Origin of the sequence: Luteimonas suaedae (assembly GCF_008312895.1) — a bacterium.
Lineage (GTDB): Bacteria > Pseudomonadota > Gammaproteobacteria > Xanthomonadales > Xanthomonadaceae > Luteimonas > Luteimonas suaedae.
In genome coordinates this window covers 142,148-161,371 of record NZ_VSSP01000001.1, presented here as the reverse complement: position 1 = coordinate 161,371, position 19,224 = coordinate 142,148, and the positions used below count along the sequence as shown (strand labels likewise).

Sequence of the window (19,224 nt, the reverse complement as noted above, 5' to 3'; positions counted from 1 at the left end):
CACTTCGTCCTTCCCACACTCCGACCGGAGTCGGCATGGAACCCACCAGGACGGTTGTCATCACCGGCGCTTCCAGCGGCTTTGGCCGCGGCACTGCCCTGCGGCTGGCCGCCAACGGCTTCAACCTCGTGCTCGCCGCGCGCCGCGGCCAAGCGCTCGAGGCGTTGGCCGAAGCATGCGGCGATGCGATCGCCGTCGTCACCGAGGTCGGCAATCCCGACGACGTCGAGAAACTCGCCAAGGCCGCGATCGCGAAGTTCAACCGCATCGACGTGTGGATCAACAACGCCGGGGTCGCGGCCCTCGGCCGCTTCGACGACATCCCCCTGCGCGACCATCAGCGCGTGCTGCAGACCAATCTCGGTGGCGTCGTCAACGGTAGCCATGTCGCCCTGCGACACTTCCGCCAGCTGCAGTCCGGGACGCTGATCAACATCGCCTCGATGCTCGGCCGCACCCCGTCCCCGTACTACGCGTCGTACTGTGCGAGCAAGTACGGCGTGCTGGGGCTCTCGGATGCGCTGCGGCAGGAACTGCGCGCCCACGGCGAAGAAGGCATCCACATCTGCACGATCCTGCCGATGGCCGCCGATACGCCGTTCTATGAGCACGCCGCCAACTACACCGGCCATACCCTGCACCCCTTCCCCATCATCGACGCCGAAGCGGTGATCGATGCCATCGTCGCCGCGGTCGATGCGCCGCGCGACGAGATCACCGTCGGTCTCCCCGCAACCGCGGCGGTGCTGAGCGAACGACTCGCGCCCGGGCTCGTGCACCGCGTGACCGGCGTCGTCTCCCACCAGCTGCAGATGGAAACGGCAGAACCGGCAGCGCATGCGCCGGGCAGCCTGCACGCACCCGTGGCGATCGGCACCGGCGTCCACGGCGACATCCGGGCGCAACTCGAGGCCGAAGCGCAACGATCGCGACGCTAACGGCCGGCCGGATTGGAGCTCATCCCACGAGGCGTGTTCAGCCGCGGGTTGGCGCGGATGAACGCGGATCGGGCTGTCAGGGCGGACGCGAGGAGCCGCTTCCATTCCCACTGATCGCTCATCCGCGTCAATCCGTGGCGGATATAGCTTGATGAGGTGGGTTGCTGTGGTCCCCGGCAGCCCCGGAAGTCCGCAGCACCCGGCCGTGGCGCATACGCGGCCTCCACGCGGCTGAACAGATAGTCGGATCGTCCTTTGCCGAGGTCATGCGATGAGCAACGACGGTGATGGCGGCCATACGCTGCAACTCGATCAGCACCTGCGTTTCCAGCACCGGTTGCTGCTGGCCCGCAGGGTCGGCATCGTGCTGTTGGTGATCGGACTGCTGGCGGCGCTGGCCGGCGTGTTCGGCGCCGGCGGCCCCGTGTCGCAGGCGACAGCGGCGGCGGGCGGGCTGGAGGTGCGCTTTCCCCGCTTTGCGCGCTACCAGGGGCCGGTACGGCTCGAGATCGAAGCGCCGACGCCGGCGGACGCGGCCGACACCTTGTCGCTCACGATCGCAGGCGACCACGCACGGCATTTTTCGATCGAGCGGATCACGCCCGAACCCGAGCGCATGGCAGCGACGGACGGCGGCATCGTGTTCACCTTCGCCGTCGTCCCCGGCGACCGCCGGGCCATCACCCTGGAAGGCAGACCGGAAGCCATGGGCTCGCTGTCCGGCACCGTGACCTTGGACGGGCGAGCGCCGCTGCCGATCGCCACCTTCGTCTATCCCTGAGCCGGAGCACACCATGGAAATCGTACTGCGGGCCGCCGCCATCTATCTGTTCCTGATGATCGTGTTCCGCATCAGCGGCAGGCGCGCCCTGGCCGAGATGACCGGGTTCGACATGGTGCTGTTGCTGATCATCGGCGAATCGGTCTCGCAGGGGCTGATCGGCGACGACTTCTCGGTCACCACGGCCTTGATCCTGGTCGCTACGCTGGTGCTGATCGAACAGGGCATGGCGGTGTTGAAGGAGAAGGTCCCGGCGGCCGCACGCTGGCTCGACGACGTTCCGCTGATCGTCGTCCAGGACGGCGAACCGCTGCCGAAGCGAATGCGGATGGCGCAGGTGGACGAGCAGGATGTCCTGGAAGCCGCGCGCTCGGCGCACGGGCTGGAAAAGATGCGGCAGGTCAAGTACGCGGTGGTCGAGCGCAGCGGCGCGATTTCCATCGTGCCGAAGAAACCCTGACCGCACGGCCAGCGCCCGGATGCGACCGGTTCCCGTGGGAATCGCGGCTTGCCGCCGCTGGAATTCGCGACGCTGCGAAACAAGAGCAGTCGCGGCTCCCATCGCGCCACAGGAACAGGTTGCCGGGATCGCAACCCCGGGCCGGTCAGACGCGCATGCGCAGCGCGCGCAGACGCGCGTAATGCGGCCGGCAGGCCTCGGCGACGGCGGCGGCCTCGCCGGACAGCGCGATCTCGCGCGCCACCGGCGCCGCGAAGCCGGTGGACTTCCGGACCCTCGCGTACCAGTGCGGCGCCCATACCCCGTCGCTGGCGCGCGGGCCCTGCGGCCAGTGCAGCATGCGCGCGCTGAATTCGATGCCGAGCCAGCCACACAGCGCACGCAGGTGCGCCTCGGGAGCACGCAGGAAGTCTCCGGCATCGATGATCGGGGGCGCCTCGCCGACCGCACACAATTCGTCGTAGAGCACGGCCTGCTGCGGCAGCCCGATGTCGTCGGCGGCGACCGCGGCACGTGATTTCACGTACGAGGCCACGACCTCGTACGGATCGCGGATCAGCAGGACGTTGCGCAGCCGTGCGATCCAGCCGTGCTCGATGTGCGGCAGCAGGTGGTGGGTCATGTGCTTCTGGTACCAGATCGGCTTCTGCGCCGGGGACGGGCCGAGGAGCCCGTCGACGGCCTTGCGCCAATCGGTTTCGCCGGCGGCGATCACCGCGTCGCGGGCAGGATGGTCGAGCCCGGTGTGCGCCAGGTAGTGCGCATAGAGCGGCTCGTCGCTGACCGCGCAGTCGGCGCGGTTCTCCCAGGCGCGCATCATCGCGGTGGAGATGTTGCGCGGGCCCGACCACATGGCGATGCGCAGCGGCTCAACCATCCTGTTTTCTCACTCCGGCCGGCGGCGTCCGGCGGCATCGCGCGCCACCAGCGCCCGGTACAGGGCCTGCAGGCGTTCGACGGTCGGCCCGCGCTCGTCGCGGATGCGGCGGCCGTCGATGGTGTGCACCGGCACCACGCCGGCGAATGTGCCGGTGACGAAGGCTTCGTCGGCGCCGTAGACGTCAGTGAGGCTGAAGGGCTTCTCCTGCACCGGGATGCCGGCGTCGCGGCAGAGCGCGATCACGTTGCCGCGGGTGATGCCGCCGAGGCAGTACTGGCCGTTCGAGGTCCACACCTCGCCCTTGCGCACGATGAAGAAATGGGTGGAATTGCAGGTGGCGACGAAACCATGCGGATCGAGCATCAGCGCTTCGTCGGCGCCGGCGGTATAGGCCTGGATGCAGGCGGTGATGCAGTTGAGCTTGCTGTGCGAGTTGAGCTTGGGGTCCTGCACGTCCGGATGGCCGCGGCGCACGTGCACGGTGAACAGGGACAGGCCGCGCCGCGCGGTCTCATCGGACGGCGTCTTGTATTCGGGAATGATCACGATCGTCGCCGGGCCCGCGGTGACGCGCGGGTCCTGGTACGGCGTGCGCTTGACGCCGCGGGTGACCATCAGCCGCACGTGCACGCCGTCGCCGTGCATGCCGTTGCCGTCGAGGGTGTCGTAGATGGCGCGCGTGAGCCCGGTGCGGTCGAGCCCGATGTCGAGCGCGAGCGCCTTGGCGCCCTCGTACAGGCGATCGAGGTGCGACTCGAGGAAGACCGGGTGGCCGCCGACCACGCGGAACCCCTCCCAGACGCCGTCGCCCAGCACGAAGCCGCTGTCGAACACCGACACCACTGCCTGGTCGCGGTGCTTCAGCACGCCGTTGACGGAAATCCGGATGTCGGCGTTGCGCGGGTCGTCGGCCGAGTGCTGGCTGCCCTGGGTCATGCGGAGGCTCCTGTGCGGGAACGCCATGGTAGCCAACGGCTCCTTGCCTTCCGTCTGACGCGCGCAGCGGCTCGTTCCCGATCGCCGGCGATCCCGCGTTCTTGGGGACGCTCGCCGCGCGCGGGCGCCGACCCGGCAACGGGGTCTCAGCTGCGACCGGCTGCCCGGCATGCCGCCTGGATGTTGCAGTGCAACTTTGTTTGTCTTAAATATGGATGTAGATTTTACTAGCGAAACGTTCCCGCGGAGTTCGACCATGCACAAGACGGCTGGCCCGGCCCCCGACGGCCCGGATTCGGCCGTGCCGGCGGCGGCACCCGGCAGTGCCCTGCCCCGGCGCCGGGTCGCCGGCGGCCCGGTCGCACCGACCGTGCTCGGCTTCGGCGGCGCACCGATCGGCAACCTGTATGCGCCGGTGGACGCGGCCGAGGCGGAAGCCGCGGTCGCGGCGGCGCTGGCTTCGGGCGTCCGCTATTTCGATACCGCGCCCTACTACGGCTACGGCCTGGGCGAAGCGCGGCTGGGCGACGCGCTGGCCGGACAGGTGCGCGCGGAGCTGGTCATCTCCACCAAGGCCGGACGCCGGATCGAGGACGAGGCTACGGCGCAAGGCCGCGACGGCTTCGCCGTGGCCGGCCGGCGCGCGGTGTTCGACTACGGTCGCGACGGCGTGCTGCGCGCGTTCGAGGCCAGCCTGCGCCGCCTGCGCACCGATTACGTCGACATCCTGCTGCTGCACGACATCGGCCGCCTGACCCACGGCGACCGCCATCCCGAAGTGCTGCGGCAGGCGCTGGAGGAAGCGCTGCCGGCGATGGCGGAACTGAAGGCGTCCGGCGCCTGTCGCGCGATCGGCCTGGGCGTCAACGAGGAGGACGTGTGCCTCGAGGTGCTACCGCGCTTCCCGCTGGACTGCGTGATGCTGGCCGGCCGCTACACCCTGCTGGAACAGGCGCGTTCGGCGCGGCTGATGGCGCTTGCCGGCGAACGCGGCGTATCGATCCTGGCCGCCGGGCCCTACAACTCCGGCCTGCTCGGCGACGCGCGCCGGCCCGGCGCCACCTACGACTACCGTCCGGTCGATCCGGACACGCTGGCGCGCGCGCAGCGCCTGTACGACCTGTGCGCCGGCGAGGGCGCGGAGACCGGCGCGGCGGCGCTGCAGTTTCCGCTGGCGCACCCGGCGGTGGCCACGGTCGTGGCCGGCATGCGCAACGCGGAGGAAGCGCGCAGCGCCGCTGCGCGCATGCACGCCGAAGTGCCGTCGACACTTTGGCCGCGGCTGCGCGCGGCAGGCCTGCTGGCAGCGGAGGCGCCGACCCCGGCATGCACCTGATCGACGCGCACCAGCACTTCTGGCGGCTCGACCGCGGCGACTACGGCTGGCTGACGCCGGAAGCCGGTGCGCTGTACCGCGACTGGCAACCGGCCGACCTGGAACCCCTGCTCGCCGCCCACGGCGTGCGCGCCACGGTGCTGGTGCAGGCCGCCCCCACCGAGGCCGAGACCGAGTACCTGCTGCGACTGGCGCGCGACCACGCCTTCATCGCCGGCGTGGTCGGCTGGAGCGATTTCGAGGCCGCCGACGCGCCGCGGCGGATCGCCGCACTGGCCGCCCGCGGCGAAGGACGCCTGCGCGGCCTGCGGCCGATGGTGCAGGACATCGCCGACCCCGGCTGGCTGGCGCGGCCGGACCTGGACCCCGCGTTCGCGGCGATGGCCAAGCATGGGCTGGCGTTCGACGCGTTGGTGCGACCGCGACATCTGGCTCCGCTGCATGCGCGGCTGCTGCGCCACCCCGACTTGCGCGCGGTGATCGACCATGCCGGCAAGCCCGACATCGCCGGCGGCGGCTTCGACGGCTGGGCGCGGGACATCGCCGCGCTGGCGCGCGACACCGGCGCGTACTGCAAGCTGTCCGGCCTGCTGAGCGAAGCCGGCGAAGGCGCCGGCGCCGGCACGCTCGACCGCTACGCCGCGCACATGCTGGCCTGCTTCGGCCCGACGCGGGTGCTGTGGGGCAGCGACTGGCCGGTGCTGAATCTGTGCGGCGACTACGGCGGCTGGCTGGCGCTGGCGCGCGACCTGATCCGCCGGCATGCGCCGGAAGCCGAAGCACGGGTATTCGGCGGCAACGCCGCCACCCTTTACGGACTGGAATTCGCCTCATGAAAAGCCATTCGCCACGGATCGACGCGGACAACGCGGATACGCATCGAAGCAAGACCGGGATCTTCCCCCTCCGTTCGATGCTTCATCCGCGTTTATCCGCGTCGATCCGCGGCAAAGAAATGCTTTTCAGACGGGCTCCAGACATAGAAGACACGAACGGAGACACGACATGAGCGGACGCCTGTCCGGCAAGCGCATCCTGATCACCGCGGCGGGCGCCGGCATCGGTCGCGCCGGCGCGCTCGCCTGCGCGCGCGAGGGCGCGCGCGTGCTGGCGGCGGACATCGACGAGACGGCGCTGGCGCGCCTGGCCGCGGACGCGGGCGACGGCGCGATCGAACCCATGCGGCTGGACGTGACCGATGCGCGGGCGATCGAGGCGCTGGTCGCCGCGCGCGAGCCGTTCGACGGCCTGTTCAACTGCGCCGGCTACGTGCACCAGGGCAGCATCCTCGGCTGCGACGAGGACGCCTGGCGGCGCAGCTTCGCGATCAACGTCGACGCCATGTACCGGCTGTGCCGCGCGGTGCTGCCGGGCATGCTGGAACGTGGCGGCGGCAGCATCGTCAACATGTCGTCGGTGGCCTCCAGCATCAAGGGCGTGGCCGACCGCTTCGCCTACGGCACCACCAAGGCCGCGGTGATCGGCCTGAGCAAGGCGATCGCCGCCGACTACGTCGCCCGGGGCGTCCGCTGCAACGCGGTCTGCCCGGGCACGGTGAAGACGCCATCGCTGGCGCAGCGGGTGTCCGCGCTCGGCGGCGATCCGGACGCGGTGTGGAAGCGCTTCGTCGATCGCCAGCCGATGGGCCGCCTCGGCGCGCCGGAGGAGATCGCCGCGCTGGTGCTGTACCTGCTTTCCGACGAATCCTCCTTCACCACCGGCCAGATCCACGTGATCGACGGCGGCTGGTCGAACTGAACATCCCCACATTCCCAGGACCACCTGCATGAAATTGCTGCGTTACGGAGAACCCGGCCACGAAAAGCCCGGCCTGCTCGATGCCGACGGCGCCATCCGCGATCTCGACGGCTTCGTCGACGACATCGCCGGCGAGGCGCTGACCGCCGACGGCCTGGCGCGGCTGCGCGCGCTCGACCCGGCCATGCTGCCGAAGGCGGACGGCACGCCGCGCCTCGGCCCCGCGGTCGGCCGCGTCGGCAAGTTCATCTGCGTCGGCTTGAACTACGCCGATCACGCGGCCGAGTCGGGCATGCCGGTGCCGGAGCAGCCGATCTTGTTCATGAAGGCCACCAGCGCGATCACCGGCCCGAACGACCGCCTGACGCTCCCGCGCGGTTCGGAGAAGAGCGACTGGGAAGTGGAGCTGGGCGTCGTGATCGGCGACGTCGCCCGCGACGTGCCGGTGGAGCGCGCGCTGGAGCACGTGGCCGGCTACCTGGTGGTCAACGACCTTTCCGAACGCGCGTTCCAGCTCGAGCACGGCGGGCAGTGGGTCAAAGGCAAGAGCTGCGACGGCTTCGGCCCGATCGGCCCCTGGCTGGTCACCCGCGACGAGGTGCCCGACCCGCAGGACCTGGCATTGCGGCTGTGGGTCAACGGCCATCCGTACCAGGACGGCAGCACCCGCACCATGGTGTTCGGCGTGGCGCAGCTGGTCAGCTACATCAGCCGCTACATGAGCCTGCACCCGGGCGACATCATCAGCACCGGCACGCCGCCCGGCGTCGGCCTTGGCCTGAATCCGCCGACCTACCTGAAGCCCGGCGACGTGATGGAACTGGAGATCGAGGGCCTGGGCCGGCAGCGCCAGGAAGTGATCGCCCATGACTAGGATCGTCGCGCTCGACACCTTCGACGTGCGCTTCCCGACCTCGCGCCAGCTCGACGGCTCGGACGCGATGAATCCGGATCCGGACTACTCCGCCGCCTACGTGACGCTGCGCACCGACGATCCGTCCGGCCTCGCCGGGCACGGCCTGGTGTTCACCATCGGCCGCGGCAACGACGTGCAGACGGCCGCGTTGCAGGCGTTGTCGCACCTGGTGGTCGGGCGCGAGGTCGATGTGGTCGTGAACGACCTCGGCGGCTTCGCCCGCAGCCTCGCCGACGATTCGCAGCTGCGCTGGCTCGGTCCCGAGAAGGGCGTGATGCACATGGCCATCGGCGCGGTGATCAACGCCGCCTGGGACCTGGCCGCACGCCGCGCCGGCAAGCCAGTGTGGCGGCTGATCGCGGAGATGACGCCGGAGCAGATCGTCGGCCTGATCGATTTCCGCTACCTCACCGATGCGCTGACGCCGGACGAGGCGCTGGCGCTGTTGCGGGCGGCCGAACCGGACCGGGCGGCACGCACGGCGCTGCTGCTGGAACAGGGCTACCCCGCCTACACCACTTCGCCGGGCTGGCTCGGCTATCCCGACGAGAAGCTGGCGCGGCTGGCGCGCGAGGCGGTGGCCGACGGCTTCCGCACGATCAAGATCAAGGTCGGCCTGAGCGTGGAGGACGACGTGCGCCGCTGCCGCATCGCGCGCGAGGCGATCGGCCCCGGCATCGCGCTGGCGGTGGACGCCAACCAGCGCTGGGACGTGGACGACGCGATCGCCTGGATGCGGCGGCTGGCGTCGTTCGATCTCGCCTGGATCGAGGAGCCGACCAGCCCCGACGACGTGCTCGGCCACGCCGCGATCCGCCGCGGCATCGCGCCGGTGCCGGTGTCGACCGGCGAGCACACCCACAACCGGGTGATGTTCAAGCAGCTGCTGCAGGCCGGCGCGGTCGACCTGATCCAGATCGACGCCGCGCGCGTGGGCGGGGTCAACGAGAACCTGGCGATCCTGCTGCTGGCGGCCAAGTTCGGCGTGCGCGTGTTCCCGCATGCCGGCGGCGTCGGCCTGTGCGAACTGGTGCAGCACCTGGCGATGGCCGACTTCATCGCGATCAGCGGGCGAATGGACGACCGCGCCATCGAGTACGTCGACCACCTGCACGAACACTTCGTCGATCCGGTGCGGATCCGCGAAGGTCGCTACCTCGCGCCCATGTCGCCCGGGTTCTCCGCGGAGATGTACGAAGAATCGGTGCGTGAGCACCTGTTCCCCGACGGGCCGGTGTGGCGCGAGGAGCGGGAAGCATTGCCGGTATCCTCCGGCGAGTAGATCCCGTCCCATAAGGCCATTCGCCACGGATACACGCGGATAAACTGGAGAAAACCGGAGTTTCGTCCCTCCTGATGCTCCATCCGCGTTCATCCGCGTCAATCCGCGGCAAATAGCGCGTTTCGAGACGAGTATCGGCAACTGCGGACGACCGACGCAAAGAGGGACTGCCATGGAACCCATCACCACCGTCCTCGACCTGCGCGAACTGGCGCGCAGGCGCGTGCCGCGCGCGTTCTTCGAATACGCCGACCGCGGCGCCTACGACGAGCTGACCCTGCGCGACAACCGCGCCGCGCTGGAGGCGATCCGGCTGCGGCAGCGGGTGATGGTCGACGTGGACCGGCGCTCGCTGGCGACCACGCTGGCCGGGCAGTCGGTGTCGATGCCGCTGGCGATCGGACCGACCGGCCTGACCGGACTGCAGTGCGGCAGCGGCGAGATCCATGGCGCGCGCGCGGCGGCCAAGGCGGGGATCCCGTTCTGTCTGAGCACGATGTCGATCTGCTCGCTGGAACAGGTGCGCGCCGCGGTGGACGCGCCGTTCTGGTTCCAGATCTACGTCATGCGCGACCGCGGCTTCGCCCGCGAGCTGATCCAGCGCGCCGCCGCCGCGCAGTGTCCGGCGCTGATGCTGACGGTCGACCTCACCGTGCAGGGCCAGCGCCACCGCGAGATCAAGAACGGCCTGACCGTGCCGCCCAAGCTGACCCTGCGCAACCTGCTGGACATCGCCGGCAAGCCGCGCTGGGCGTGGAGCGTGCTGCGCGCGCCGAGCCGCTCGTTCGGCAACCTGGAGGGCTGCATCCGCGGCGCCGACAGCCTGACCACGCTGGCGCAGTGGATCGCCGATCAGTTCGACCCGACGCTCAACTGGCGCGACCTGGAATGGATCCGCGCGTCGTGGCCGGGCAAGCTGATCGTCAAGGGCATCCTCGACGCCGAGGACGCGCGCCTGGCCGCCGACGCCGGCATCGACGCGATCGTCGTGTCCAACCACGGCGGCCGCCAGCTGGACGGCGCGCCGGCGTCGGTGCACATGCTGCCGCGGATCGTCGATGCGGTCGGCGACCGTACCGAGGTGCTGTTCGACGGCGGCATCCTCAGCGGACAGAGCCTGCTCAAGGGCCTGGCGCTGGGCGCGCGCGGCGGCCTGATCGGCAAGGCCTTCCTCTACGGCCTCGGCGCGATGGGCGAGGCCGGCGTGACCCGCACGCTCGAGATCATCCGCAAGGAACTGGACGTGAGCATGGCCCTGACCGGCCAGACCGACGTCCGCGCCGTGAACCGCGACATCCTGCTGCGGGCGGACGGGAGTCCGTGGTGACGGCCATTTCGCCGTAGCGTTGCGGTGGGCCAAGGCCCGCCCTATGCGGATGATAGGGTGGGCCTTGGCCCACCATCATCGTCCGCGACGAGGCGCACCCTACCTCATACAACCGCCTCCACCCTCCGATATCGCCAGGCGAACCCCAGGATCACCACGAAGCAGGCCAGCGGCACCGCCATGGCCCAATGGATGCCGAACAGGTCCGAGGTCAGCCCCATCGCCGCGGTCAGCACCGCGCCGCCGACGATCGCCATCACCAGCAGCGACGAACCCAGCTTGCGCTCATCGTCTGCCAGCCGGTCCAGGCCCATAGCGAAGATGGTCGGGAACATCACCGACATGAAGAAGCTCACCACGACCAGCGCGTACAGCCCGACCGTTCCGGGCATCGCGATCGCCACCGCCGCGAGCAATACGTTGACCGCGGCGAACACCGCCAACAGCAGCGCCGGCGCCACCCGCCGCATCAACGCCGTGCCGACGAAGCGCCCGATCATGAACAACACCAGCGAGGCGGTGAGGAAATCGGCGGCGGTCCGCTCCGGGGTGCCGGGCACCACGTCCTGGGCGTAGCGGATCAGGTAGCTCCAGATGCCGACCTGCGCGCCGACGTAGAAGAACTGCGCGACCACCGAGAACACGAAGCGTCCGTTGCGCAGCAGCTTGCCCAGGTGGGCAAAGCCGCTGCCGCCGTCGGCGCCCTCGTCGACGCGCGGGAACCTGGTGAACAGCACCAGCAACGCCCACAGCACGACGATGATGCCGATCACCAGATACGGCCCCTGCACCATCGCCGACTCCGAGGCCAGGTAGGCCTCGCGCGCCGCCGGCTCCATCGCCGCCATCTGTTCCGGCGTGTGCTCGACGCCGGAGAAGATGAAATAGCGACCGATCAGCACGCCGGTGATCGCGCCGAGCGGATTGAACGCCTGCGCCAGGTTGAGCCGCCGCGCCGCGCCCTGCCGCGGGCCGAGCACCGTCACCAGCGGATTGGCCGAGGTTTCCAGGAACGCCAACCCGCTGGCCAGCACGAACAGCGCCAGCAGGAACACTCCGTAGGTATGCGTTTGCGCCGCCGGCAGGAACAGGAACGCGCCGGCCGCATACAGCACCAGGCCGGTCACCACCGCACCCTTGTAGCCGAAGCGGCGCATGAACATGCCCGCCGGCAGGGCGAAGACGAAATACCCCAGGTAGAACGCGCTCTGCACCAGCCCGGCCTGCAGGTCCGACAGCTCGAACGCTTTCTTGAACTGCTTGATCAGGATGTCGTTGAGGTTGTTCGCCACGCCCCACAAAAAGAACAGGCTGACGATCAGGATCAGCGGAACGATCGCGACGCGTGCGGCGCCGGTGACCGCGGCCGCGTGCTGACGATATTGCATGCCCTACCCCTCCCAAGGTGTACCGCGCCGGAAGCAATCGTGCAGGCGCATGCGCCCGGATTCGAGCATAGTGGCGGCCGCCGTGACATGCAAATATGAAGTTGAATTTCATATATGCTGAAACGCAGATCGTGAATTCGTGCGGGTCGAACGCGCGGCGTGTCTTCGAATTACGCCCGACCGGGCGCCGCGCCGCGTTCGGCCGGCGCACGGCGGACACACCGGCAACCCGAAGTCGAACAGAATAGGCGGATGCGGCGCCGCGGAACGCACCGCCGCCGAGACGCACCGCACGCGGGAGGATCCTGGAGACATGAGCACGGTCGCGAGCAACCTGCCGAAGTACCGGGCGCCGGCCCTGGACAAGGGCCTGGACATCCTGGAACTGCTGGCGCGCGCGTCGGCGCCGATGAGCATGACCGAGATCTCCGAGGGCGTCGGCCGCTCCAAGGGCGAGATCTTCCGCATGCTGCAGGTGCTGGAGGAGCGCGGCTATATCGCACGCGCACCCGGCGAGTCCGGCTACGCGCTGACCAACCGGCTGTTCATGCTGGGCATGGAACAGCCGCCGGTGAAGAGCGCGGTCGAAGCGGCCCTGCCGGTCATGCACCGGCTGGCCGACCGGATCCAGCAGCCCTGCCACCTGGTGGTGCCCTCGCGCGAGCAGATCGTGGTGATCGCGCGGGTGGACGCCCCCGGCGACATCGGCCTGGTGGTCCGGGTCGGGCATCGCCGGCCGCTCGCGCATTCCACCTCGGGCCTGCTGCTGTTCGCGTTCCAGAGCGAGGCGATCCGCGCGCGCTGGCTGCAGATGCTGCTGCAGTCCGAGCCGACGCTGGACCAGGCACGCTTCGTCGAGCGTGCCGACCAGGCGCGCGCGCTTGGCTATGCCCGCGCGGCCAGCGACGTGGTCGACGGCGTGATCGACCTGTCCGCGCCGGTGCTGCAGCACGACCACGCCGTGTGCGCGCTGACCGTTCCGTTCATCGAGCGTCATCCGGCCCGGATCGGCACCGATGCGGTCGCCGCCGCGCTGTGCAAGGCGGCGGACGAGATCTCGCATGCGCTGATGTACGGCGCCGGGTCCGGCACGGCCGGCTGACGGCACGCCGGCGGGAGCGAGCCGGGCTCGCCGAACGAATCTCTCGCGGTATGTCGATCTCCCGTGGCGGCATTCGTCGTTTCAGCGAAGACCATCCGGAGCCATCCCGGCACCGGACTCGCAGGAGACGACCATGCCCAGATTCGCAACCCTCATGCTGCTGGCCTGCACCGCTGCCGCATCCCTGATCCCAGCCCCGGTCCTTGCCGGAAAAACGGCTCCACCCGAAGCCGCCGAGGCGGCCGCCGTCGCGAAAAGCGGGCGCCTGCCGATCAACGGCGTCGACTACTACTACGAGATCCGCGGACAGGGCGAGCCCCTGCTGCTGCTGCACGGCGGACTGGGATCGACCGGCATGTTCGGTCCGGTGCTGCCGATACTGGCCGCGGAGCGCCAGGTGATCGGCGTCGACCTGCACGGCCACGGCCGCACCACGCTGGGCGATCGTCCCATCGACCCGGTTGACATCGGCGACGACATGGCGGCGCTGCTGCAGGCGCTCGGCTACGACCAGGTCGACGTGCTCGGCTATTCGTTCGGCGGCGGCGTGGCGTTCCGGCTGGCCGCGCAGCATCCGCAGCGCGTACGCCGGCTGGCGATCGCATCGGCAGGCTTCTCCCAGGACGGATTCCACCCGGAAATGCTGCCGATGCAGGCCCAGGTCGGCGCGGACATGGCCGAGGCGATGAAGGACACCCCGATGTACCAGTCGTATCGCGAGATCGCGCCGAACGTGGACGACTTCCCGCGGCTCCTGGACCGGATGGGCGAGTTGATGCGCAAGCCCTACGACTGGTCGACCGACGTCGCCAAACTGCAGATGCCGGTGATGCTGATCTTCGGCGACAGCGACATGTTCCGTCCCGAACACATCGTCGAGTTCTACCGGCTGCTCGGCGGCGGCCAGAAGGACGCCGGCTGGATGCGCGAGCACATGTCGCAGAACCGCCTTGCCATCCTGCCGAACCTGACCCACTACGAGATGTTCATGGCACCGGAGATGGCCAATACCGTGCTGCCGTTCCTCAACGGCGGGAGCGACGCCAAGAGCTGGGCCGAACAGGTGCAGGCGGGCGGGTAGTCAACCGCCCCTCGCCAGCAGCTTGCGACGGATGAATTCCTGGTGGGGCACCGCCAGCAGGTCGGCCAGGCGCCGCACCAGGTGTTCCTCGTGCATGCCCAGGCGCGTATCGGCGTATGCCACCCGCCACAACCACTCGACGAGCTCGGCGCGCTGCTCAGGGGCGAGGCCGGTGCGCAACTGACGGGTGAATTCGTACAGCGAGACCGACTGGCGCTTCGCCTGGTGGGCCTGGTCGAGCAGTTCGTCCAGCTCACCCGTATCGAGCCCGAAGGTCCGTCGCACCGCCTGATGGACGACTTCGAGCTCGGCGTCTTCGCCGCCGTCGTCGGCTACCGCCATCTCCAGCATCAACGCGGCGGCGGCCCGGGGCAGTGCGTGGGGGTCGTCGGCCGGCTCATGGCGGGTGACGATGCCTTTGAGGTTCTGGAACCAGTCAACCATGGCATCGGCCCACGCTCGGCGGGATCGCCCGGGAAGGATTGGATGATTTCAACGGCAATTCCTGCTGGAGGGTGGCCTGCCAGATCTGACAGCACGGGTTTCGCGATGGTTCCGAGAACATCGGCATTGCGGGCATGGCCCGCTCTCGCGGGTGGCGGCTCCCGGAGCCGACTCGCCGGCGCTGCACCGAGGACGGTACCCTGACGCCGTGTCTCCAACCGAGGAACTGCCGTGATCCATCGTGATCGTTCTCGTCCCGTGCTGTCGCGGCTTGCCGTCGTCGTCGCTGCGGGCGTGCTCGCCGCCTGCGCTTCCGCGCCTCCCGCCACTGCGCCCGCGACCGGCGCGCAACAAGCCGCGGCCACGCAGCAGGCACGATCGATCGCAACCTTCTTCGAGACCTTCGCCGACGAGTGGATGCTGCGGCAGCCGTCCTCGGCGACCGGCAGTCGCTATTTCGAGGGCGAGACCCAGGTCGCGATGGACCGGCAGCTGACGCCGCAGACGGCACAGTTCGACGAGGAGACCATCGCCCTCGCCCGCCGCGGGCTGGCCGAACTGGAGACATTCGACCGCGCGACGATGGACGACGACGAACGCGTCTCCGCCGAGTTGCTGGAATGGCTGCTGCGGACCCGAATCGAGGGCGACCGCTACAGCGACTACCAGTACCCGCTCAACCAGTTCGGCGGCGCCAACGTCGGCTTGCCCAACCTGATGACCGTGGTGCACCCCGTGCGCAGCGCACAGGACGCCGACAATTACCTGGCCCGCCTGCGGTTGTTCGACGAGCGCATGGGCGAAGCCGCCCAGCGCGCCCGCGACCTGGCCGCGAAGGGCATCCTGCCGCCGCGCTTCATCCTGCAGTCCACCATCATGCAGATGCGGCAGTTCATTTCGCCCGAGCCGGCCGCCAACCCGCTGGTCGCCACCTTCGCCGAACGGCTCGCCGGGATCGACGATCTTGATGCAGCCGCGCGCCGGACGCTGGTGGACGAAGCCACCGCCATCGTCGCCGACAGCGTCTACCCGGCCTGGCGCGAGGCGATCGCGGTGCTCGAATCGCAGCTCGGCCACGCCACCGACGATGCCGGGCTGTGGCGTTTCGATGACGGCGCCGAAGCCTACGCGCATCGCCTGCGCCAGTTCACCTCCACCGGGCTCGGCGCCGAGCAGATCCACCAGCTCGGGCTGCGCGAGGTGGCGCGGATCGAGGCCGAGATGGACGAGATCCTGCGCTCGCTCGGCCGCAGCGAGGGCACGGTGAAAGCGCGCGTCGAGCAGCTCAAGGCCGACCTCGCCTATCCCGAGACCGATGCCGGCCGCGTGCAGATCATGACCGACATCGACGCCATGATCCGCGACGCCGAGCGGCGCTCTGACGCGTTGTTCGACATCCGCCCGAAGACACCAGTCGTCGCCCGGCCCTATCCGGAATTCCGTTGGGCCAGCGCCGCCGCCAGCTATACCCCGCCCCCGCTCGACGGCTCGCGCCCCGGCGTGTACCAGATGCCGCTGCGCAAGGACCGGCTGACCCGTTTCGGCCTGCGTACGCTGGTCTATCACGAGACCGTGCCCGGCCATCATTTCCAGATCGCGCTGTCGGTGGAGAACCGCGACCTGCCGAAGTTCCGGCAGACGCGCGCGTTCGGCGGCATCTCCGCCTTCAGCGAAGGCTGGGCGCTGTACGCCGAGCGCCTGGCGGCCGAGGAAGGCTGGTACGAGGGCGACCTCGAAGGACGGCTCGGTCAGCTCGATGCCGAGCTGTTCCGCGCCCGCCGGCTGGTCGTCGACACCGGCCTGCACGCCATGCGCTGGACCCGCCAGCAGGCGATCGACTACGGCATCTCGCCCTCGGAGGTCGAGCGCTACGTGGTGATGCCCGGCCAGGCGACGTCCTACAAGGTTGGGCAGTTGGAGATCATCCGCCTGCGCGACAAGGCCCGCGACGCCCTCGGCGAGCGCTTCGATCCGCGCGAGCTCCACAACCGCGTCCTGCTCACCGGCGTGGTGCCGCTGACCGTTCTGGAGCAGGAAGTGGACGCCTACATCCGCAGCGGCGGCTAAGGCCGCTTTGCGCGAGTGTCGACGAATCCCTTCTTCCGCAATGGTGGGCCAAGGCCACCCTATCACCCGCATAGGGTGGACCTTGCCCCACCGCAAGGTACGGCGAAGCGGCAGGCGCCTGACCCATCGCGACTTCGCCGCACCCTCACCCAACCCTGCTTCGCCCGGCCCGTCCCGCAAGCGGGAGGAGGCTACGAACGCGCCGGCGCGCCGCTCATGCCAGGTACTCCCGCGTCAGCGCTTCGGACACGGCCCACAACCGCGCCGCCATCGTGGCATCGGTCTGGTCTCCGCTCTGCTCCGCCGGTTCGAAATCCCTGAAGAACCCGCCGCTCACGCCCGCCATTGCGGGGTGGGCGGCGACGTAGCACGGGGTCGCGGCGCCCTGATGCACGGTCCGGGCGTTCTTTCCGTAGCCGTTGCCGACATTGCGCAGGATATTGGTCCTGACATGGCCTGGCGAAACGCAATTGGAGGTGGCACGGGTACCGTGTAGGCGCCGAGCCAGTTCCAGCGAGAACAGCCCATTGGCCAGCTTGGAGTGGCTGTAGCCGCGCGCATGCCAACCTTGGCCCGAAAGCGAATCGAACTGGATCCCGCCGGGCGGCGCGCGGTGATGGTCGCCGCTGCCCAGCACCACCACCCGACCCTGCGGCGCTTCGCGCACCCGGTCGAGCAGGCGATGGGTCAGCAGGAAGTGGCCGAGATGGTTGACCACGAACTGCTTCTCCAGCCCGTGCACCTGCTCGTGTTCGCCTAGCACGATACCCGCGTTGCAGACCAGCATGTCGACGGGTACGCCCATCCCCTCGATCCGCGTCGCGCAGGCGACGACCGAATCGAAATCCGTCAGCTCCAGCACCACCGGCGTGGCCCTGCCCTGCACGCGGGTGCAGGCCTCGCGCCCCTTCTCCGCAGTGCGCGCGGTGCCGATGACGTGCGCGCCGCGCAACGCCAGCACCCGCATGATCTCGAAGCCGATCCCGGAGTTGCAGCCGGTGACCACGGCGGTACGGCCGGTGAGGTCCAGCCCGCGGGTGACTTCCTCGGCCGTCGACTGCGGACCGAACCCGCTGGCCACGACTGGCGTGGCCGCTGCCCGGGCGAGCGCGGGCGCGAGTGTTGCCAAGAGGGCGGCCTTGACGAAGCGGCGGCGGGTCGGTGCAACCGGCATCCAGCGATCTCCATTGGATGGGCGCGCACGCGCCCGGCACTGGAGCTTACCGCCTCGCTCTTGCGAGAGTGGCGTGACATGCCACCGCCGGGAAGTCGCGACACCACCGGGTCGCGACTTCCGTCGCTCCCACATGGGTAGCCAGACTGAATTCGGTCGTCCGGTAGACGCAGTGGTCCAGCCGCCTCGCTGAGTCGCCGTCAGTGCGGCTGCGCCACGCCCTGCAGCACCGTTTCGGCGGCCTTGCCGTCGCCGGTCCGTGTCACGTTCGCCAGCGACACGATGCCGACCAGCCGCTTGTCGCGGTTGATCACCGGCAGTCGCCGCAGGTGCAGGTCCGCCATGTCGCGGGCGATCCGGTCGGCGTCCTCGTCGTCGTAGCAGTACTTGATGTCGTCCGTCATCACGTCGCGCACGTGCGTGTCGGCGCCGTGCCCTTTCGCGATTGCGCGCACGACCATGTCGCGGTCGGTGATCATGCCGACCAGGCGGTCGTTTTCTCCGACGGGCAGGCTGCCGACGTCCTGCTCTGCCATCACCGCTGCGGCGTCGCGGATCGTCTGGTCGGGCGAGGCCACGCGGACATCGCGTGTCATCATCTCGCTGACTTTCATTTCGCGTTCCTCCGTAAAGAAATTCGACTCTACCGCCGGTACCGTGAAAGGAGCGCCAAGTGTCGCGGCAGCGCGCTGCCGGAACAGGGAGTATGCTGCGCTCGCGGGTGCGTCACGCGCACGCAGCAGCCATGCGACGCCAGATGCGCGCATTCAGCCCACCACACGGCACCGCTGCACGGATGGCGGCCGCGCCGCAACGGAGGCGACCATGATCTCCCCACGCCTGCACAGCTTTCTCGACGAACGCCACGCGCCGTACACCACGCTCCCCCACGATCGCACCGTCACCGCACGCCAGACCGCCAATGCCGCGCACGTCGGCAACCGCAGTTTCGCCAAGACCGTCATGCTCAAGGTCGACGGCAAGCTGGCGATGCTGGTGATGCCGGCCGCCTACCGCGTCGACCTGACGCGGCTGTCGCGTGCGCTGGGCGGACCCGAAGTCGAACTCGCCAGCGAGGACGAGTTCAAGGACGTGTTCGCCGATTGCGAACTCGGCGCGATGCCGCCGTTCGGCAATCTCTACGGGGTTCCGGTGTATGTCGACGCGCGCCTGGCCATGGACGCGGGTGAAATCGCGTTCAACGCCGGCTCGCACACCGACGTGGTACAGATGCCATACGCCGAGTTCGAACGGCTGACACAACCGGAGCTGCTCTACATGGCGCATGTGATGTGACCGGGGACGCGACCGATCCCATCGGTGCGGACCGAAAGCCGGAACGGGACGCCGCGCG

General features: G+C 69.4%; 19 protein-coding genes. 13 read left to right on the top strand and 6 right to left on the bottom strand.

Annotation, left to right across the window (positions count from 1 at the left end; all coding sequences use genetic code 11):
- Positions 1-35 precede the first annotated feature (35 nt).
- The 3 genes from FXO19_RS00755 (at position 36) to FXO19_RS00745 (ending at position 2,179) form a co-directional block, all read left to right on the top strand.
- Entirely contained in the window at positions 36-938 is a 903-nt protein-coding gene (locus tag FXO19_RS00755) for an SDR family NAD(P)-dependent oxidoreductase (protein ID WP_149193152.1), read from the top strand.
- 271 nt (positions 939-1,209) lie between these two features.
- Positions 1,210-1,719, top strand: a complete 510-nt coding sequence (locus FXO19_RS00750; RefSeq protein WP_149193151.1) for a hypothetical protein — start codon at positions 1,210-1,212, stop codon at positions 1,717-1,719.
- A gap of 13 nt (positions 1,720-1,732) precedes the next feature.
- On the top strand, positions 1,733-2,179 hold the full coding sequence (locus FXO19_RS00745) for a DUF421 domain-containing protein (protein ID WP_149193150.1): 447 nt from the start codon (positions 1,733-1,735) through the stop codon (positions 2,177-2,179).
- Positions 2,180-2,324: 145 nt separating this feature from the next.
- Here FXO19_RS00745 and FXO19_RS00740 read toward each other — a convergent pair whose 3' ends face one another.
- Together FXO19_RS00740 and FXO19_RS00735 are read right to left on the bottom strand one after the other, a co-directional pair.
- Positions 2,325-3,056 carry a sulfotransferase-like domain-containing protein gene (locus FXO19_RS00740; RefSeq protein ID WP_149193149.1) on the bottom strand — a complete coding sequence of 244 codons (732 nt, stop codon included), beginning with the start codon at positions 3,054-3,056 and terminating at the stop codon, positions 2,325-2,327.
- Between the two features lie 9 nt (positions 3,057-3,065).
- The gene (locus tag FXO19_RS00735) at positions 3,066-3,995 is read right to left on the bottom strand and encodes an aminotransferase class IV (protein ID WP_149193148.1); all 930 of its coding nucleotides are present in this window, start codon (positions 3,993-3,995) and stop codon (positions 3,066-3,068) included.
- 256 nt (positions 3,996-4,251) lie between these two features.
- On the opposite strand from FXO19_RS00735, the gene FXO19_RS00730 reads away from it, so the two are divergent.
- The 6 genes from FXO19_RS00730 (at position 4,252) to FXO19_RS00705 (ending at position 10,614) form a co-directional block, all read left to right on the top strand.
- The gene (locus tag FXO19_RS00730) at positions 4,252-5,331 is read left to right on the top strand and encodes an aldo/keto reductase (protein ID WP_149193147.1); all 1,080 of its coding nucleotides are present in this window, start codon (positions 4,252-4,254) and stop codon (positions 5,329-5,331) included.
- Complete coding sequence (locus tag FXO19_RS00725) at positions 5,322-6,167, top strand: amidohydrolase family protein (RefSeq protein ID WP_149193146.1); 846 nt, start codon at positions 5,322-5,324, stop codon at positions 6,165-6,167. The genes FXO19_RS00730 and FXO19_RS00725 overlap by 10 nt, the downstream gene beginning before the upstream one ends.
- A gap of 169 nt (positions 6,168-6,336) precedes the next feature.
- Positions 6,337-7,089: an SDR family oxidoreductase gene (locus FXO19_RS00720; RefSeq protein ID WP_149193145.1), complete on the top strand. Its 753-nt coding sequence runs from the start codon at positions 6,337-6,339 to the stop codon at positions 7,087-7,089.
- A 28-nt stretch (positions 7,090-7,117) separates the two neighbouring features.
- Positions 7,118-7,963 carry a fumarylacetoacetate hydrolase family protein gene (locus tag FXO19_RS00715; protein ID WP_149193144.1) on the top strand — a complete coding sequence of 282 codons (846 nt, stop codon included), beginning with the start codon at positions 7,118-7,120 and terminating at the stop codon, positions 7,961-7,963.
- On the top strand, positions 7,956-9,287 hold the full coding sequence (locus FXO19_RS00710) for an L-fuconate dehydratase (protein ID WP_149193143.1): 1,332 nt from the start codon (positions 7,956-7,958) through the stop codon (positions 9,285-9,287). Before FXO19_RS00715 ends, FXO19_RS00710 begins: the two co-directional genes overlap by 8 nt.
- Before the next feature lie 172 nt (positions 9,288-9,459).
- On the top strand, positions 9,460-10,614 hold the full coding sequence (locus FXO19_RS00705; protein WP_149193142.1) for an alpha-hydroxy acid oxidase: 1,155 nt from the start codon (positions 9,460-9,462) through the stop codon (positions 10,612-10,614).
- 104 nt (positions 10,615-10,718) lie between these two features.
- Here FXO19_RS00705 and fucP read toward each other — a convergent pair whose 3' ends face one another.
- Positions 10,719-12,002 carry an L-fucose:H+ symporter permease gene (fucP, locus tag FXO19_RS00700; protein ID WP_149193141.1) on the bottom strand — a complete coding sequence of 428 codons (1,284 nt, stop codon included), beginning with the start codon at positions 12,000-12,002 and terminating at the stop codon, positions 10,719-10,721.
- A 313-nt stretch (positions 12,003-12,315) separates the two neighbouring features.
- Between fucP and FXO19_RS00695 the strand changes: the two genes are divergently transcribed.
- Positions 12,316-13,104 carry an IclR family transcriptional regulator gene (locus FXO19_RS00695; protein WP_149193140.1) on the top strand — a complete coding sequence of 263 codons (789 nt, stop codon included), beginning with the start codon at positions 12,316-12,318 and terminating at the stop codon, positions 13,102-13,104.
- 133 nt (positions 13,105-13,237) lie between these two features.
- Entirely contained in the window at positions 13,238-14,185 is a 948-nt protein-coding gene (locus tag FXO19_RS00690; RefSeq protein WP_149193139.1) for an alpha/beta fold hydrolase, read from the top strand.
- On the opposite strand, the gene FXO19_RS00685 is transcribed toward FXO19_RS00690, so the two are convergent.
- On the bottom strand, positions 14,186-14,629 hold the full coding sequence (locus tag FXO19_RS00685; protein ID WP_149193138.1) for a tellurite resistance TerB family protein: 444 nt from the start codon (positions 14,627-14,629) through the stop codon (positions 14,186-14,188).
- A gap of 231 nt (positions 14,630-14,860) precedes the next feature.
- Between FXO19_RS00685 and FXO19_RS00680 the strand changes: the two genes are divergently transcribed.
- On the top strand, positions 14,861-16,696 hold the full coding sequence (locus FXO19_RS00680; protein WP_149193137.1) for a DUF885 domain-containing protein: 1,836 nt from the start codon (positions 14,861-14,863) through the stop codon (positions 16,694-16,696).
- Between the two features lie 214 nt (positions 16,697-16,910).
- On the opposite strand, the gene FXO19_RS00675 is transcribed toward FXO19_RS00680, so the two are convergent.
- Both FXO19_RS00675 and FXO19_RS00670 read right to left on the bottom strand, forming a co-directional pair.
- On the bottom strand, positions 16,911-17,870 hold the full coding sequence (locus FXO19_RS00675) for an SDR family NAD(P)-dependent oxidoreductase (RefSeq protein ID WP_149193136.1): 960 nt from the start codon (positions 17,868-17,870) through the stop codon (positions 16,911-16,913).
- Positions 17,871-18,070: 200 nt separating this feature from the next.
- Positions 18,071-18,484: a CBS domain-containing protein gene (locus tag FXO19_RS00670; protein WP_149193135.1), complete on the bottom strand. Its 414-nt coding sequence runs from the start codon at positions 18,482-18,484 to the stop codon at positions 18,071-18,073.
- 211 nt (positions 18,485-18,695) lie between these two features.
- Here FXO19_RS00670 and FXO19_RS00665 point away from each other — a divergent pair, with 211 nt between their 5' ends.
- On the top strand, positions 18,696-19,166 hold the full coding sequence (locus FXO19_RS00665; RefSeq protein ID WP_149193134.1) for an aminoacyl-tRNA deacylase: 471 nt from the start codon (positions 18,696-18,698) through the stop codon (positions 19,164-19,166).
- The last annotated feature ends 58 nt before the right edge of the window (positions 19,167-19,224 follow it).

Excerpts from the sequence above, each read along its gene's own strand:
- FXO19_RS00755 (WP_149193152.1), top strand. The coding sequence starts at position 36 with ATGGAACCCACCAGGACGGTTGTCATCACCGGCGCTTCCAGCGGCTTT.
- FXO19_RS00750 (WP_149193151.1), top strand. The coding sequence starts at position 1,210 with ATGAGCAACGACGGTGATGGCGGCCATACGCTGCAACTCGATCAGCAC.
- FXO19_RS00745 (WP_149193150.1), top strand. The coding sequence starts at position 1,733 with ATGGAAATCGTACTGCGGGCCGCCGCCATCTATCTGTTCCTGATGATC.
- FXO19_RS00740 (WP_149193149.1), bottom strand. The coding sequence starts at position 3,056 with ATGGTTGAGCCGCTGCGCATCGCCATGTGGTCGGGCCCGCGCAACATC.
- FXO19_RS00735 (WP_149193148.1), bottom strand. The coding sequence starts at position 3,995 with ATGACCCAGGGCAGCCAGCACTCGGCCGACGACCCGCGCAACGCCGAC.
- FXO19_RS00730 (WP_149193147.1), top strand. The coding sequence starts at position 4,252 with ATGCACAAGACGGCTGGCCCGGCCCCCGACGGCCCGGATTCGGCCGTG.
- FXO19_RS00725 (WP_149193146.1), top strand. The coding sequence starts at position 5,322 with ATGCACCTGATCGACGCGCACCAGCACTTCTGGCGGCTCGACCGCGGC.
- FXO19_RS00720 (WP_149193145.1), top strand. The coding sequence starts at position 6,337 with ATGAGCGGACGCCTGTCCGGCAAGCGCATCCTGATCACCGCGGCGGGC.
- FXO19_RS00715 (WP_149193144.1), top strand. The coding sequence starts at position 7,118 with ATGAAATTGCTGCGTTACGGAGAACCCGGCCACGAAAAGCCCGGCCTG.
- FXO19_RS00710 (WP_149193143.1), top strand. The coding sequence starts at position 7,956 with ATGACTAGGATCGTCGCGCTCGACACCTTCGACGTGCGCTTCCCGACC.
- FXO19_RS00705 (WP_149193142.1), top strand. The coding sequence starts at position 9,460 with ATGGAACCCATCACCACCGTCCTCGACCTGCGCGAACTGGCGCGCAGG.
- fucP (WP_149193141.1), bottom strand. The coding sequence starts at position 12,002 with ATGCAATATCGTCAGCACGCGGCCGCGGTCACCGGCGCCGCACGCGTC.
- FXO19_RS00695 (WP_149193140.1), top strand. The coding sequence starts at position 12,316 with ATGAGCACGGTCGCGAGCAACCTGCCGAAGTACCGGGCGCCGGCCCTG.
- FXO19_RS00690 (WP_149193139.1), top strand. The coding sequence starts at position 13,238 with ATGCCCAGATTCGCAACCCTCATGCTGCTGGCCTGCACCGCTGCCGCA.
- FXO19_RS00685 (WP_149193138.1), bottom strand. The coding sequence starts at position 14,629 with ATGGTTGACTGGTTCCAGAACCTCAAAGGCATCGTCACCCGCCATGAG.
- FXO19_RS00675 (WP_149193136.1), bottom strand. The coding sequence starts at position 17,870 with ATGCCGGTTGCACCGACCCGCCGCCGCTTCGTCAAGGCCGCCCTCTTG.
- FXO19_RS00670 (WP_149193135.1), bottom strand. The coding sequence starts at position 18,484 with ATGAAAGTCAGCGAGATGATGACACGCGATGTCCGCGTGGCCTCGCCC.
- FXO19_RS00665 (WP_149193134.1), top strand. The coding sequence starts at position 18,696 with ATGATCTCCCCACGCCTGCACAGCTTTCTCGACGAACGCCACGCGCCG.